Raw genomic sequence first — 15,954 nt, 5'->3', positions numbered from 1 at the left:
GGTACACCTCGCGCACCGCGTCGACGCATTCGAATCCGTTGGCTTCGATCCATTTCGAAAGGAATCCGTAGGCGCCGCCGATGGTGGCAAATGGGCCGTGGTGCACGACACAGGCGGCCTGGTTAACCGCCGGGAGGGTGTGGAACTTCACCTTCCCGGTATCCGGATAGTCCCGCGCCACCGGCTCGCATACCTCGGCGTCGATCTCGGGTTCCTCGGAGTAATACAGCGTCAGGCAGGCGCCGGTGGGCTGGATTTTCTTTTCCGAAAGATGCGTCCCGAGCTCGCGCCACAGCGGGAACTGCTCCGAGTAAACCGGGATCTTGCCGCGCGAACCGGCCACCCGCAGGGGTTCGAGCTTTTTTACGATCACTTCGTAGTCTGGCATGGTCTGCTCCTCGTCCAGTTGCCGCAGCCGGGTGCGGACCCGCTCCAGGCGCTGGAGCTCCTCGGCCACCCGCTCCGCGAGTTCCGTCTCCTTCAATCGCAGCATCCCCATCAACTGCTCCGTCGAGGGTTCGTCCCGCAGCAGGCGGGCGATCTCCTCGAGCGAGAGGCCCAGATCCTTGAGCGCCAGGATCCGGTGCAGCCGGGGAAGCTGGTCGAAGGCGTAATGGCGGTAGCCGGTGAAGCGGTCGACCTCAACCGGTTTGAGCAGGCCGAGGGCTTCATAGTAGCGAAGGGTCTGAACCGACACCCGGGCTATGCGGCTGAAATCTCCGATGCGTAGCATTGCCTTCCTCGAGGGAGGGCCCATCCGGGGCCCGGATGAAGATCTTCGCAGACAATATACTCTCTACAGCCGCTATAGAGTCAAGCCTCCTCCTCGATCCTCCCTCTCCCTTACCCTCCCCCGAGAAGCACAGCCCGCTGATCGGGGGCCAACGGACAAAAGACGCATTCGAGGGCATGGTCCCAGCCGCGTTTTCGAGGCGACTCTGGTTGGTTACCGATAAATGGGCTTCCGTCCGGAAGGGGAAACGACGGGGCGACAAAGGAAAAGCCGTCTGCCATGACCCGGAGGTGCGCGGTCACGGCGGACGGCTTCCGTGCGTCAAGCGCGGGGATCGGACGGTTAAGGAATGTTGTATCCCGGAAGCGACGGTCCGAAGTAGACGTTGGCGGCGTCGATTATCAGCGGACCCGAGCAACGCCAGATCCGCAGATCGTAGAAAGCCGGCAGGAGCGAAAAGGTGAAGCGGTTGCCCGGAGTGATGTTTCCGTCCGCCGCGCCGTGGAGCGTTTTCCACGCCCCGCCCGACGGTTTGACGTCCAGCCGGCAAAGGTCGAAGGCGTAGTTGTTTTGTATATAGAATTCGAATTCGGCGTCGAGGGCGATGTTGCGGTAATTCGGATCGGATCCGATCGGCCAATCGTATTTTTCGTAGAGTTTTCCGGCGGCCAAATCCTGGACCAGGACGTCGTAGTACCCGGCCGTCAAGGTCAGGCTGAAGGTGGCGCCGGGGACCAGCGTGGCGGTGAGTTTGTTGGCCCCCCAAGCGGCGGCGTCTTTCTCACGGATCAGGATGCTTACCACGGGCAGCCCGGTTTTGTTTTCGATCGTGTACTCGACTTCCGGCAAGGGCGGCGCCTCCCGCACGGGCAAGGTCGACGTGTCGCCCGAGATGGTGGAACTGCCGCTGAACGCCCAGCACTCGGTCCCGTTGGATTTTCGGACGTAGAAATAATCCGGCCATTCCGCGCTCGAGCGAGCCGTGAGGGTCACCACTTCGCCCTCGACGATTTTGGCCACCCATTCATAGAAAATCCAATGCGGCCCCTCCACGCAGCTGAGGTCCTGCCCGGCGGTCATGGCGGGCAGGGCGGGCGTGGCGGTGGGTGTGATGGTCGGCGTCAGGGTCAGGCTGGGGGTCATGGTCGGCGCCGTTTCCTGACCCGCAGGCGGCGGCTGGCCCTGCGATTCGCCCGCCCCGGACTGGGGAGTCGCCGTGACGACGATCACCTGGGGCGTGCCTTGGACGACGGTCGCCAGGGTGAGATTGCAGGCGCTCAAGCAGGCCGCGGCGGCAAGGGGAAGCAGGATCCGTGAAAAAAGTTGAGATGGGATTTTCATTTTTTTCTCCTTGGGTTCGATCCGGAGACGGGTGGGTCTGCAGTCCCGCCTAACCTCGGCCCTTTCGAAACCCGGGGGTTGCAACCGTATGCATCCAGTATGGCACGGATAAGAGGCAGAATCCAGAGTCTGCAGGATTTCGGATCATTTTCTGGAGATTTTCCAAAGCGCATTCGCCGGATCCATGAGCGCGCGGGGGATGGACGAAGAGGGAGGTGGTTTTCGGACTACAGAACAGGTATTCCTGCCGCGATGCGGCTTTCGGCCGACGAGCTTATGCGCGGCCTCAACGGGAAAAGACAAGCCGGCGTTCCAGCGAGAATTCCGGTTTGATCGGTTCCTTATTCGGCTGGAAAAAATCCCTCCCGGACGGCCAAAAACCCGCCCCGGGCCGGAGCCGGGAGGAGAGGCCGCGGATCAGTGGACGGTGTAGGTGCGCGTGGCGGGGCCGATGTACGCGCCGGCTATCCCGTACGAGCCCGTGCTTCCGCTGCAGGCAGACAGCTGCATGACATATGCTCCGCCCAGGCCTTCCAGCGTTACGTCTTCTCCGGGGGAGATCCGGCCGTCCCCGGGGATCGTCAAATCCGCGTTGTAAGCGTGATCGAAGGATTCGATATGGACCTGGCAGAACGCGAGAGTCGATTCGCTGTGGATGTTGACGGTATACCGGCCGTCGAGGACGATGGTCTTCGAGCTCGGTTCCGCGCCGATCGGGACATCGTAGGCTTCATACACAACTCCGCTGCGATAGTCCATGATGCGGATGTCGTAAAAGCCCGCTGTGATCGTCAATCCGTACGTCTCCTGTCCCTGGATTTCGTGCGCGGCGAGCAAGTTGGTTTCCCAGACGGTTTCGTCCTTGGGGCGCATGCGAAGGTTGGTCAGGCGCAGATAGGTCTTGTTCTGGACGGTGAGGGTGATCTGCGGCAGCGGCGGCGCTTCCCGGATCGGCAGGATGGATGGATCGCCATGGATCGCCGAGCTGCCGCCGAACGCCCAGCACGAAGCCGGGGTGCCGCTGCTTTTGTGGACGAAATAATACTCCTCCCATTCCGGGCAGGCGCGGGCAAGCAGGGTGACGGTTTCCCCCTCCTCGATCCGGGCTACCCATTCGTAGAGGACCCAATGCGGGCCGGTCACACAGCTCAGGTCCTGCCCGGCGGTCATCGTCACTTGATCGATCGTCGCGGTGGCGGTAAGTTCGGGGGTGAGCGTCCAGGTCGCGGTCAGTTCAAGCGGCGTTTCCGGCGTGGCGGGGACGGAGTCCGATTCCCGGGTTGAAGAATCGCCGTCCCCGGGACCCACGACCACCTGCGGGGTGGGCGTGGGTCCGGCGGCGGCTTCAATGATGCAGGCGCCGCCAAGCACCAACGATGCGGCCAAGAGGATCCATCGGATCGATCGGGACGTGTGCTGGCTCATGGGATCTCCCTTGCGGGTGGCTGTGCGGTTCTTTTAAATTCAATTACGCCTATTATGACATGGAATATTTTGGAAAAACCACCGACGGCCGCCGTATATGGATTCCATGGAGGTTCTTTGGAGATTATTGGAGGTAACCCCGCACTTGAGGCCAGGTGAGTGAAGCGACGAAGCAACCCCCCGGTCTCTCGGAAGAAAGAGATTGCTTCGCTCCCTCCGATCGCTCACAATGACACTGCCAACAGCCTTTTCCAGCACCCTGGCAGGGATCCGTCCGGGCGGGATGCGCGGTCAGCCCAACACCACCACGGCGCGATGCTCCTTGCCGTCGTCGGGCAGGGGGATCTCTTTGGTCATCATGATCTGGCCGTCGTAGCTCACCGACCGCACGCCGCACGAAGCCCCATCGGGATTCTGAACTTCGATCCGCAGGATCGTGCGGCCGAAGCGGCAGCGGATGGAGAATCCGCGCCAGGCCTTCGGGATGCAGGGCTCCATTTGCAGCACCCGGCCCGAGCGCCGCAGGCCGAGGATGCCCTCCAGCCCGAGGCGGTACAGCCAGCCGGCCGAGCCGGTATACCAAGTCCATCCGCCGCGTCCGGCATGCCCCGGCTGGTTGGAGATGTCGGCCGCAACCGCGTACGGTTCCACCTCGTATAGGGCCGCCTTCTGCTGCGAATCCGCGCGCCGGATCGGGTTGATCATGCCGAACAGCGCGTGCGCCTCCTCGGCGCGTCCCAATCGCAGGGCCGCCCAGGCCGCCCAGATCGCCGCGTGCACGTACATGCCGCCGTTTTCGCGGACTCCGGGAGGGTACCCCTTGATGTATCCCGGGTCGCGCGGGCTCGCGTCGAAGGGAGGATCGGCCAAGAGGATCAATCCGGAATCGCGGCGGACGAGGTTTTCCAACAGCGAATCCATCGCCCGCGCGGCGCGCTGCGGATCGGCGGCGCCGGTGAGGACGGCCCATGACTGCGGGAGCGAGTCGATCCGCCATTCCGCGTCGGACGGCGCGCCGATCGGGGCGCCGTCGTCGAAGAATGCGCGCTTGTACCAGCCCCCGTCCGCGTCCCAGGCGGCTTCCTCGACCGCCCGGCGCAACCCTTCCGCCCGGGAGCGCCAGGCGCGGGCCTCGTCGCCGCGGCCGGCGCGCTCGCTCAGCCGCGCGAAGCGGACCAGGACGTCGTGGAGGAACCATCCTAGCCAGACGCTTTCCCCACCGCCTCCAGCTCCCACCCGGTTGAAGCCGTCGTTCCAATCGCCGCCGCCGATCAGCGGCAATCCGTGCCGCCCAGCGGTGGATCCGCGCTCGATCGCCCGCCGGCAGTGCTCCCGCAGCGTGTGCTCCTCGAGCGAAGTTTCGAACGAGGCGTAGCGTTCGTCCTCGTCCGGCTTCAGCGGCTCGGCCTCCAGGAACGGCGCCCGCTCGTCGAGAACCGCTTCGTCGCCGGTGACCTCCACATAATGCGCCGCGGCATAGGGCAGCCAGAGCAGGTCGTCGGAGATGCGGGTCCGCACGCCCCGCCCCGAGGGCGGATGCCACCAATGCAACACGTCTCCCTGGGTGAACTGGCGCCGCGCGGAATCGAGCAGGTGGGCGCGGGCGATCGCGGGATCGGCGAGGAGCAGGGCCGAGACGTCCTGCAGTTGGTCGCGGAAACCGTATCCGCCGCCGGGCTGGTAGAGCGCCGAGCGGCCCCATACCCGGCAGGAGAGCGTCTGGTAGACCAGCCAGCGGTTGAGCATCCGGTCGATGGCCGGGTCGGGGGTTTCCACCTGGACCGCGCCGAGCAGGTTGTCCCAGCGCTCGAGCGCCGCGCGCCAAAATTCCTCCAGCCGGCGCGGGTCGCCGAATTTGCGCGCCAGGCGCACCGCCCGGGTGCGGTTCTCGCCCTGTCCGAGAAGGAAAAAGCACTCGCGTTCGCCGCCGGGCGGCAGTTCGATGTGGACCATGATCGCGGCGCACGGATCCAATCCGGCGCGCACGGCCCCGGCCAAGCCGATCCGTCCGAGCGCCGCCGGCTTCTGCAATCCGCCGAATCGCCCGAGGAATTCGGTCCGGTCGGCCGTCAATCCGTGCGGATGCTGGCTGGAGGCGAGGAAGGCGCAGCGTTCGGCGAACTCCGCGTTGTAGGGATTGGAGGCGAGGATGGCGTTGACGCCCGGCTCGTATTCGGGAATGACGTACTGGGAAGTCATGCCCGGGTGGGTGCCGAGCACCCAGCGCGCGTAATAGGTCGCCGTCAGGCGCCGCGGCCGGTTCCAAAGGTTGCGTAATTTCAGCGCGACCAGTTTGACCGGAGCGTCGGGGGCGGCGAAGACGCGCGTTTCCTGCCGCAGGCCGTGCGACTGGTGCACGTAGATCGAATACCCGGCCCCGTGCCGGATCCAATACGGTCCGCCTCCGGGAGCGGGCTGAGGCGTCGGCGACCAAACCGCGGCGGTTTCCTCGTCGCGCAGGTAGCAGGCTTCGCCCGGCTCGTCACTGACCGGATCGTTCGACCAAAAGGTCAGCCGGTTCTCCGAGGCGTTTTCAGCCCAACTGCATCCGAATCCGGATTCGGATGCCAGAAATCCAAAACACGGATTGGCGATGACATTGATCCATGGCCGGGGAGTGTTCTCCCCCTCGCGCAGGAAGATCTGGTATTCGCGTCCGTCCGGAGTAAATCCGCCGATGCCGTTGTCGAATTGCCATCCGGCCGGGCGTTCGAGCGGCGGCGTGGGCTCCTCCACGGCGGCGGGCGGCGCCGGCTGAAAGGCCGGCATGCGGGCCGGATTGCCCCGCGCTTCGCCGAGCTGGGCGGCCAGATTCCCGCGCGATCCGTCGAGGATCACCCGCGCCGCCGCGGAGAGCAGCACCCGGTCCTCCGGCGTCATCTGATCCGCGGCGAGCAGAAAGATGCCGCCGCGCCGGTTGATCCAGGAGCCGCTGTCCATGCTTGTGATCAGGCGGTAGATCTTCCCCTGCAGTTCCTGGGCGTAGCCGCTTTCCTTTTCGGTCAGCACCACCACGTCGATCTTGACCCCGCGCCTCCGCCACCAGGCGTGCGCCCGCAGGACGTCGCGCAGGACGGCGGTCTCATCTTCGTTTTTCAGGTGCAGAAGCAAAATCGGGTGGTCGCCCGAGATGCCGAATCCCCACAGGCCGGTCTGCCCCTTGCGGTTGCTGGCGAGGATTCGGGCGCTGGCGCGGAAGTGGCTGCGGGGGTAGACCAGGGCCGAAAGCAGGCGGCCGGCGGTCTGCAATTCGGCCGTGTCCACGCCGAAGGCGCGCATTTCGTTTTCCGAGTCGTAGCGCGCCCGCCCGATCGCCCGGTCGAGGACCGCGAGCGAAGCATAGCGGCGTGCCAGGGCGATCACCTCGCCGCGGCTCTCTCCGGCGATGGTGACGAACGACGAGCGCGAGGCGGCCCGCGGAGAAAGCCGCAGGTCCCGCCCGAGGACAAAAACCGGATCCAGCGTCGCACCGTCCGGCCCCGGCGGCGGCGGTTCGTCCCCGTCGAGGAACGCCGGATTGCGGGCCGTGCGGCCGCGTCCGAGGAACCGCCGGCGGTCGCATTCGCGCAGGAGGGTGAAGCGCGCGCCGGGCCGCGTAACCAGCATGTGCAGGAGGAACGCGGACGACTCGCGCTCCGAGCGCGGCCGGCGCCGCAGGAGCAGGGCGTTTAGGTCCTCGAGGAACTCGGATTCGACGAATAATTTGTTAAACGCCGGATGGCGGCGGTCGGCTTCCGGCGGGGCGAGGACCGCCTCGCCGCAGGAGGCGATCATCAGCCTGCGCGCGCTGTCGGTGTGGTTGGTGATCGTCAGGTGGCGGATTTCGACGTCGTCGTCGCAGGCGACGCTCACCTCGAGTTTGAAGGCCAGCCCCTGCTCGCGCCGGTAATACTCGGCCTTGAACGGGAAGAACAAGACTTGGGGTTCTCCGCCCGGCGCCGCCAGCGGTTGAAAGGTGGGGGAGAACACACGGCCGCGGTCGAAGTCCTTGACGTAGATCCAGGTCCCGCCCGTTTCGCAGGTGGAATCCGCGCTCCAACGCGTCAGCGCCAGGTCCTTCCACCAGCTGTACCCCGCCCCGGCGCCGGTCAGCAGGATTCCATAGCGGCCGTTGGAAAGAACGTGCGCCTGCGGAGCGGGGGTGCGCGCCCGCACGCGCCAGGGATTCTGGCGGATGTGGACGGTCTTGGCTTGCATTGCCGCCATCACCGGCGGCGTGGGTTGGGCCAGGGGAATCCCCGCCGGGGATTGCTCCTGCATGAGGATGTCCACCGTCCGGATCCGCGGATCGGCGTGGAACCGGCGCAGCAGGATGCCGTCTTTGAGGGTGTTGACCAGCGCCGCGAGGATCATTCCGTGGTGATGGCTCATGTAGGATTGCACGATCGCGCAGGATTTGCCTTTAGGGATTCGGGACGGCGTGCAATCCAGCGCCTCGTAGAGACCGTAGCGGCCGGTCAACCCGAGCCGTTCCAGCCGCGACAGGTTGTCCAGCACCTCGCGCGGCGCCAGATCCAACGCGAGGATCGAGGCGTACGGGGCGATCACCCGGTCGTTTTCCAGTCCGCGCTTAAACCCCAGCCCGGGCACTCCGAAAGCCCGGTATTGGTAGTTTTGCGACGCGTCGAAGGCGTAGAAGCCGGATTCCGAAATCCCCCACGGCAAGCCCAGGCCGCGGGCGTATCGGATCTGACGCCGGATTGCCGCCCGGCAGGTTTGCTCGAGCAGGGTGCCGGGGAACGGCCGAGCCAGCAGGTTGGGCATGAGGAATTCGAACATCGTCCCGCTCCAGGAAAGCAGGGCGAGCGATCCGCCGATCCGGACAAGCGGTCGGCCCAGATGCAGCCAGTGGGCGGTCGGCACGTCGCCTTTGGCGATCGCCACCAGGCTGGTCAGCCGGGCTTCCGAGGCCAGCAGGTCGTAATGGTTGTCGTCCAGTTTTCCGGCCTCAAGGTTATAGCCGATGTGCAACACCTGCCGCCGCGCGGAAAACAGGAATCCGAAATCCATCTCCGCGATCAGCTGTTCGCTTTGGGCGGAAACGCCGTTCAGATCCGCCTGCATTTCCTTAAGCGCCTTGGTCGACACCTCCATTTTTTCCGCCAGCCGCCGGCACCATTCCCGGGCTTTGCGCAGCGGAGAAGCGTCGGACGAATCCGGATCGGACATCTCCTTCAGCGTTTGGTGGAGGGCGTCCAGCCGCGCGGCGGCGGATTGGAACACGGCGGGGAACTCCGCCAGCTTGAAGTTGGAGGGCAGCGCCCCCGCAAGGGACTGCCACTGGGAGCGCACGGGGGCGGGGCATTCCGCGGCGGTGAAAAACTCGGGCGCGGCGCGCAAGACTTCCTTCCAGGGAAGCAGCAGGGTCTCGTCGCGCCGCATGCTCATCAGCTGGTGGCGCAGGCGCGAGCCAAGGATCCGCACCCGTTCCAGGATTTCGGCCGACAGCGATGCCGGCCGCTCGTCGACCAGCCGCAGCAGGCACGCCTCCATTTGCGGCAGTTCGCCGGCTTCGATCCCGCGGATGTGTTCCACCCAGCAGTCGGAATCGCTCTTCACTTCGTTGATCCGCCGGATCAGTCCGTCCGCCGCCCGGCGCAGATCCTTGTGTCCGGGAGTCTCCTCGACCGGCTCGAGCTCTTCGGCCAGAATCGAGGCCAAATCGATCAGGCCTTCCCAGCGTTCCGCGCGCAGGATCGGAAGGCTATGCTCCTCCTGGCCGGCCTGCGAAAGCGCGATCAGGCAGGCCGCCAAATTCCCGCTGTCGACGGTGGAAACGTAGCCCGGCGAAAGGGGAGCCAGCGTCCGGGTGTCGTACCAATTCAGCAAATGCCCGCGGTGTCGTTCCATCCCGCGCAGGGTCTCGAGCGTGGAGTTCAAACGCAGAATCATGTCGAGCGTACTGATGTACCCGAGGTCGCGGGCCGCCAAGTCGGCCAGCAACAGCAAGCCGATATTGGTGGGGGACGTTCGGTGAGCGGCCAAACCGCGCGGATTCTCTTGGAAGTGATCCGGCGGCAGCCAGTGATCCTGCGGCCCGACGAAGGTTTCGTAGAAGAGCCAGGTGCGCCGGGCGAGATTACGGAGTTTCCGGCGCTGGGACGCCGAGAGCGGCGGCGGCCGGCGGTCCACCCGCCGGCTGATCCATTGGGCTGCCAACGGGGAGATCAGCCAGGAGGCGAGCGGGAGGATCGCGGCCGGCAGGGACCCGGGCCGGAAAACGGACAGCAAGACTGCGGCCGTGGCCGCAACCGCCGGACCGGACGCCATCCGCCATAAGATGACGGCCCACGACTCGTTGCGCCGGAAGATGCGCGCAACCCTCTCCGCCGGAGTCCATTGCAGGAGATGCCGGCGGGTGACGATCAGGCGGATCAACGTTATGGCGACGGCGTCGAGGGCCGCCAGCGCCTCGAAGGGCAGAAAAAGAATCGACAATCCCCAACGCGCCAGGTCCATCCCCAGCGGGCGCACGTTCTCAAAGGGAAACGGGGTTCCCCAGCGCAGACGCACATGAAGCGCCGATCCGGACAGGAGGGATATCCCGGGCGCGAGCAGGGCCAGCAGGGTCCAGAGCGGGGCAGGAGGCGGGAGCAGGAACCAGCCTGCGAGCAGGAACGCCAGGATCGAAGGCGACAGCAAGCTGCGCCGGATGTTGTCGAAGATCTTCCACCGGTCGAACGCCGAGAGGAAGTTGGGAACCCGCTGGCCGTCTTCCGCCGGAACCCGCGGCATCAGCCACGGCAAGAGCTGCCAATCGCCGCGTATCCAGCGGTGGGCCCGCTCGGCGTAGGCCAGGTAGTGGTCCGGGAAATGCTCCAGGAGCACCACGCTGGTCACCAATCCGGCCCGGCCAAGGAGCCCTTCGAACAGGTCGTGGCTGAGGAGAGCGTTCTCGGGGATCCGCCCTTCGATGCTGCGGTGGAAGGCGCGCACGTCGAGGATGCCTTTGCCGACGTAGATCCCCTCGTGAAACAGGTCCTGGTACACGTCCGAGACCGCCTGGGTGTAGAGGTCCAACCCCGAATCTCCGGCGAACAGGCGCGCGAAGGGCGTGCGGGTGACGTTGGTCGGAAACACGCGCACCCGCGGCTGGAGCACCGTGTAACCGGAGGTTAGTTCGCCGGTCTGCGGATCGAACTGAGCCCGGTTGAGCGGGTGGGCCAGCGTGGCGATCAGGCGGCGCGCCCCGCCGCGCGTCAATGAGGAATCCGCGTCAAGCGTGATCACGTAGCGGATCGGCGGGAGCTCCCCGTCGGAAGCGACCAGGCGGTGGGCGGAAGCCTGCTCCCCGGTGAGCAGGCGCAGGAGTTCGACCAGTTTTCCGCGTTTGCGCTCCCATCCCATCCACACCCCCTCGCGTCCGTTCCACTCGCGCTCGCGGTGGAGCAGGTGGAAGGGAACGCGCCCGCCGGAACCGTACTTGCGGTTCAGGGCGCGGATCCCTTGCCGCGCCCTGGCGATCAGGGCTTCGTCGCCCGGCATCGTTTTGGCGGGGGCGTCGGTGAAATCGGTCAGCAGGGCGAAGTACAGGTTATCGTCAAGCGTGTTGAGGTAGTGCTGTTCCAGGCTGCGGAGCAGAGTGCGGATCCCCTCCAGCCCCTCGAGCAGGGCGGGGATGACGACCAGGGTGCGGCATTCGTCGGGGACGCCTTCCTCGAAATCCATCCGCGGCAGGAAGTGCGGCCGGATCAGCCGCGGCGCCACCGCGTGCACCAATCCCGCGGCGATGGTCAGGGAGGGGATCAGGCCGCAGACGGCGGCCAGGGCGATCTGCCAGGGCTCCCCGCCCAAGTGTTCAGCGGCGACCGCTCCGGCGGCGCACGCCGCCGCGCTGAGGAGGAGAATGCTTCCGAGATAGAAGCGTAGAATGCGCGCGCCCATCCAGACCCGGAACCGGCGGGCGGCTGAGGGTTTTATGCGCAGACGCCGCTCCAACATTTCGCGGCCACGTTCGAGGAGGTAGAAGCCGACATGGGCGAAACCTTCGGCGTAAAAAGAATCCCCCGAATCCGGGTTCTGATCGGGCGGGGAGGGCGGAGGGGCGGATTCGGCCGTCCGGCCGCGCGGAGAGGTGGAAAACAGATGCGAGCGCGGACTCCGCAGAGCGGGCGGGGCCATCCCCGCCTGCCGGCAGCGGCATTCCTCTTCGGTGAGGGCGATCGCGGCCTCGGCCACGGCGGTTTCGGATTCGGCCGTGCGGGAAGCGATGTCCTCGACCGCCTTGCGGTAGGCGTCGCGCGTTTCGAAATCCATCCGCGCATACAAGCCGGCCGGATCGCGGCGGAGGACGCTTTCCACCAGGCTGAGGCGCTCGAAATTCTTTTTCCAGTCCTCGGCGTCGATCGCGCGCAGATCCAGCACCCCGTCCGAGACCAGGCTTTCGCCCTCGCCCTCTTCCGGAGGCGGCAGGAAATCCCCCTCGGGAGGCTGTTCCGGGGCGGAGGGATTTTCCTGGCGCGCGGATTCGAGCAGGGTCAGCGTCGCCCGGCCGAGGCGTTCCAGCGTCGCCAGGCGCAGCATTGCCGGCAGGGCCCACAGCTCGCCGATCGTCAGCGGCGCCGCCTCCTGGTAGGCGGCGGTGAAGGTGCGGATGATTTCCGGGTCTTGGTGCAGGGAGGCGCGGGCGGTCAGAGTCCGGGCCAGGGCGTATATGCGCGGCGGAGCGGAGGGAGAATCCGAAAGCGCCGGGAGCTGGCGGTAGAACGCGGCCGGGAGGTCGTGCCGCACCTCGCGCAAGGCCTGATGGATGAGGTAGTAGTTGTCGAGCAGCCATTCGGCGGCCAAAGGAAGCTCGAGCTTCGCTTCGGCCATGTGCGAGAAGCGCCCGTAGGCGCGGGTGAACAGTTCGGATAAGCGTTCCAGCCGCCGCAGGTGAAGGGGCCGGGCGCCGCTCCGCGCCGCGCCCGAACCTGCGGCGAGGTTGCGCGCGGATTTCTCCAGGGCGGAGGCTTGGGGAACGGCTTTCGGTCGTCCGGATGGCATTGGAAGGATTCGCTCCCGCCCCCGCTAATGATGCCCGAATTCACGAAACACCAGTTCCGCCGTGGTGGGTCGGATCGTGCCCGAAGGCAGATCCTGAATGATGAGCAGCGGGCGTTCGCCGTACATGATGAAGCTGGAGGTGAGGCTGCCGAACGCCCAGCGCGTCCCACCCGTGTATCCGTGGGCGCTGAGCACCACCAGGTCGGAATTGTCGTCGACGGCGAATTGCTGGAGCGTTTCGGCGACGTTGTCGCTCGTCAGCAGGCGCAGTTCGGCCGAGGGAAGCGAAAGGCGGTCGCGCAGCTCCTGCAGGTATTGCCCGGCTTCCTGCCGATTGCGGTCGGTGAGAGCGTCCGCCAGGTCCTGGTCTTCGCGCGAGGGCGGGGCCCGCCTCGGCAGTTCGGGTTTGCGCACCGCGTGGACGAACACCAGCTGGGCGTCGTGGCGCTCAGCCAGCGTCGTGACCGCCGGAATCACGCACTCCGCCCTCAGGGATCCGTCGAGCGGGACCAGGATGCGCCGGTAGCGCAGGCCGGCGAGTTCGGCGGCGGCGGATTGATAGGCGGGGATGAGCAGGAACGACACGTTGGCGCGGGCCAGGACCTTCTGGACCACGCTGCTGACGTTCCATCCGCTCAGCCCGCTGCGGCCGTGCGAACTGAGGGCGATCAGCCGGACCCCCGAGGAGCGCGAATGTTCGATCACCCGTTCGGCCGGCGCGCCTTCCAGCAGGACCGGCTCGGACGACGCCCCGGCCGATTTCAAGCGGTCGGCGACCTCACCCAGATAGGTCTTCGCCTCCGCCTGCAGGTAGCGCCACTCCAGAGGATCGATCACACGGGCCAGCCCCCGTTCCTCTTTTGTCTCCAATACCTGCATAATGGTGAGGCGAGCGCCGAAGGTCTTGGCGAAGGATATCCCATGCGGGAGAACGCATTCCGCCAGCGGCGATCCGTCGAGGGGAATCGCAATATGCTCGAACATGGCGTCCCTCCTCCTTGGCTGACTAATGTTATGCGGATAGGGGATGAGAGCCCGCGCGAGCGATGCGTGCTTCAAAAAACCCTGAATTTTGGCTGTTTTACTTCGGTTCCCTCGCGCGACTCCCGTGAACTCTCGCCCTGTAATTCATTATAGTACCAATCCGCTCGGCCATCCGGCCGCCCAGGTCCTTCGGGCTCGCAAACAGTATTTCTGCGGGATCCTGTGTTCCGATGTGGTCACGCGGCCGTTCCATTGGGTGTGGCAAGCGCTTTTTTCTTCCTTCACTCCGCCGATAAACACCGGCTTCCCCTCTCCCGGCGACCACCCTCGCGCCTGCACACGCGAAGCGGGGGAAGCGGGGGAAGCGGGGGTAGGCGGGGGGGGAAGGGGGGAAGCCGGGAGAGGGGTTGGGAACGGGGTTCCGGGGCGGGAAGGGGCGCGGAAACAACGCCGGTCCGCGCTATCGCGGAAACAGGAATTCCGATTCCCAGTCGAAGGCGGCGGAATCTTCCGCGCACTTGGGCCAGTGCCGGCACCATTCCGGCGTCACCGTTTCGCGGATGCGGTCGGCGCACGGCTGATACGGTTTTATATCCAAGACCGGCGAGCCGTCTTCGGCGTCGATGTAGGGTGTGAGGAGCAGGCCTTTTTGCGCGTCCACCTGCAGCAGGGGGACGGTCGTGATCAGCACCGGATTGGGGCGGGCTTCGGAGCGCGTGGCGAAGACCCCCAGTTTGGCCGGCGCCTTCCGATACGGTTTGTCGATTTCCATGACGCCGCGGACTTCGGGCGTTTCGCGCTTGTGCGGCCACCACAGGACCGTGACGTGCCCGAATCCTTCCAGCCCCGCCGGCGCCGGGCGGAATTTTTCTTCGATCTCGATCCGGAATCCTTCGTCGCCGGATCGGACGACGCCGATCGGATGCAGTTCGATGTGATGTTTCATGGTTCCTCCGAAAAATGGGATGGTTTGACCATCACCGGGCGGGCCCACCCGGCGTCAGCCGATGCATGGAATGGAAGGTTGCGGATTGCTACGGATTGGCGAGCGGCACTAGTATTTCCGCGACCGCTTCGCTGTCGAGCTTCGACGATTCCGGCTGGATGCTCAGCGTCACTTGGCGGACCGGACCGGCCGTCGTGCGCCCGTTGGCGTCGATCCAGGCGAAGACGGCCCGGTAGGCGGGCTCAATGTCCCGGAAGGGGCCGTGATGGACGGTGTATGCCACCCGATCGTGCGCCGATAGGCGCCGGATCTGGATCCGTTCTTTGGGCTCGAGCGGTTCCGGGATCGGAATGCACACCTCGGCGTCGACTTCCGGCTCGTCGGCGTGATAGATCGTGATGAACGGAGGGCCGAAACCGATCTTCCGGCAGGCCAGGAAACCGAACAGCTCCTGCCACAAACGGGATTGCTCCTCCGGCGCCCGGAGCGTCCCGCGCACCGAAGCAACCAGGATCTCTTCCGAGGATTTCACCATCACGGCATAGGATGGATCCGATCCTTCTTCTTCGATCATCCGCAGCCTGGCCTCCAGCCGCTGGAGGCGGGCGCTGCGCTCGGCGATGTCGCCCTGAAGTTCGGTTTGCTTCAGCCGGAGCAGGGAGCGGAGTTCCCCGGCGGGGATATCTTCCCCCAGCATCTCGCCGATCTGCTCGAGGGCAAAACCGAGATCCTTATATGCCAGGATCCGGTTCAATCGCGGAAGCTGATCGAAGGTGTAATACCGGTAGCCGCTGGCGGGATCAATCCGGACCGGTTTGAAGAGCCCCAGGTCGTCGTAATGCCGCAGGTTGGGAATCGATACCCTTGCCAGGCGGGCGAAATCTCCGATGCGCAGCATGTCGCGGTGCCTTCCGATCCTTGGATGACGCTACTATACACTCTCAGGCTGCCGGAGAGTCAAGCCCCGGTCGGTTTCCTCGGCGCCTTGTGACGGGGATGGCCGTCAGGAGCGCTTGACCTTCCAATCCCGTGCCTTTGGGAAGGTCCGGTGCGGCGTATAGGGCAGGATACAGTCCCCCGTTTTTTCCCCGAGGATTTCGATGCCGTCGTCGGGGAAGGTCCGCCCCAATCCGGCCGCGCCGATCAGATGCAGGTATCCCACATCCCGGGAGGAGAATCCCATCAGGTAAGCCGCCAGGGTATCCGCCGCCAGCGCATCGAACGAGGACACGGTCCACCCGGATCGGATCGGCGTCCCGCGCACCGGTCCGCCGCCCTGCATTCCGATGGTGCCGTCGACGACGGTGAAATCCGGATAGACGTGCCGGGCGAGCGCGGCCAGCGTATGATGAATGCGCCCGGCGGCATGCATCCTCCGGCGGTTGGCGTATCCGCGGATCGCGCCGATCAGGACGTTCTTGATTCCGCCGGTCATGACGACGTTGACGTGCGTTTTCGGGTGCGCGATGGAGACCAGGAACGGAGCTTCCGCCAGGGTCCGGCTGAGGGGCAGCCCGCGGATCCCCGCCGAAGGCGCCAA

General features: G+C 65.7%; 8 protein-coding genes. All 8 read right to left on the bottom strand.

The window, feature by feature from the left end; translation table 11 throughout:
- Positions 1-733 (bottom strand): MerR family transcriptional regulator (locus JW929_04610; protein ID MBN1438673.1); only part of this gene is annotated, 733 nt, incomplete at its 3' end.
- Positions 734-1,075: 342 nt separating this feature from the next.
- Entirely contained in the window at positions 1,076-2,074 is a 999-nt protein-coding gene (locus JW929_04605; GenBank protein ID MBN1438672.1) for a hypothetical protein, read from the bottom strand.
- Positions 2,075-2,491: 417 nt separating this feature from the next.
- On the bottom strand, positions 2,492-3,499 hold the full coding sequence (locus JW929_04600) for a hypothetical protein (GenBank protein MBN1438671.1): 1,008 nt from the start codon (positions 3,497-3,499) through the stop codon (positions 2,492-2,494).
- A 291-nt stretch (positions 3,500-3,790) separates the two neighbouring features.
- The gene (locus tag JW929_04595; protein MBN1438670.1) at positions 3,791-12,484 is read right to left on the bottom strand and encodes a hypothetical protein; all 8,694 of its coding nucleotides are present in this window, start codon (positions 12,482-12,484) and stop codon (positions 3,791-3,793) included.
- Between the two features lie 24 nt (positions 12,485-12,508).
- Positions 12,509-13,468: a universal stress protein gene (locus JW929_04590; GenBank protein ID MBN1438669.1), complete on the bottom strand. Its 960-nt coding sequence runs from the start codon at positions 13,466-13,468 to the stop codon at positions 12,509-12,511.
- A gap of 460 nt (positions 13,469-13,928) precedes the next feature.
- On the bottom strand, positions 13,929-14,414 hold the full coding sequence (locus JW929_04585) for an SAM-dependent methyltransferase (GenBank protein MBN1438668.1): 486 nt from the start codon (positions 14,412-14,414) through the stop codon (positions 13,929-13,931).
- A gap of 88 nt (positions 14,415-14,502) precedes the next feature.
- Positions 14,503-15,312 carry a MerR family transcriptional regulator gene (locus JW929_04580; protein ID MBN1438667.1) on the bottom strand — a complete coding sequence of 270 codons (810 nt, stop codon included), beginning with the start codon at positions 15,310-15,312 and terminating at the stop codon, positions 14,503-14,505.
- Positions 15,313-15,417: 105 nt separating this feature from the next.
- A complete protein-coding gene (locus tag JW929_04575) occupies positions 15,418-15,954 on the bottom strand; it encodes a DUF362 domain-containing protein (protein MBN1438666.1) in 537 nt (178 codons plus the stop codon).

It is taken from the genome of Anaerolineales bacterium (assembly GCA_016928575.1).
In the GTDB taxonomy this organism is placed as follows: Bacteria; Chloroflexota; Anaerolineae; order Anaerolineales; family RBG-16-64-43; genus JAFGKK01.
This window is presented reverse-complemented; position numbering and strand designations above follow the sequence as displayed.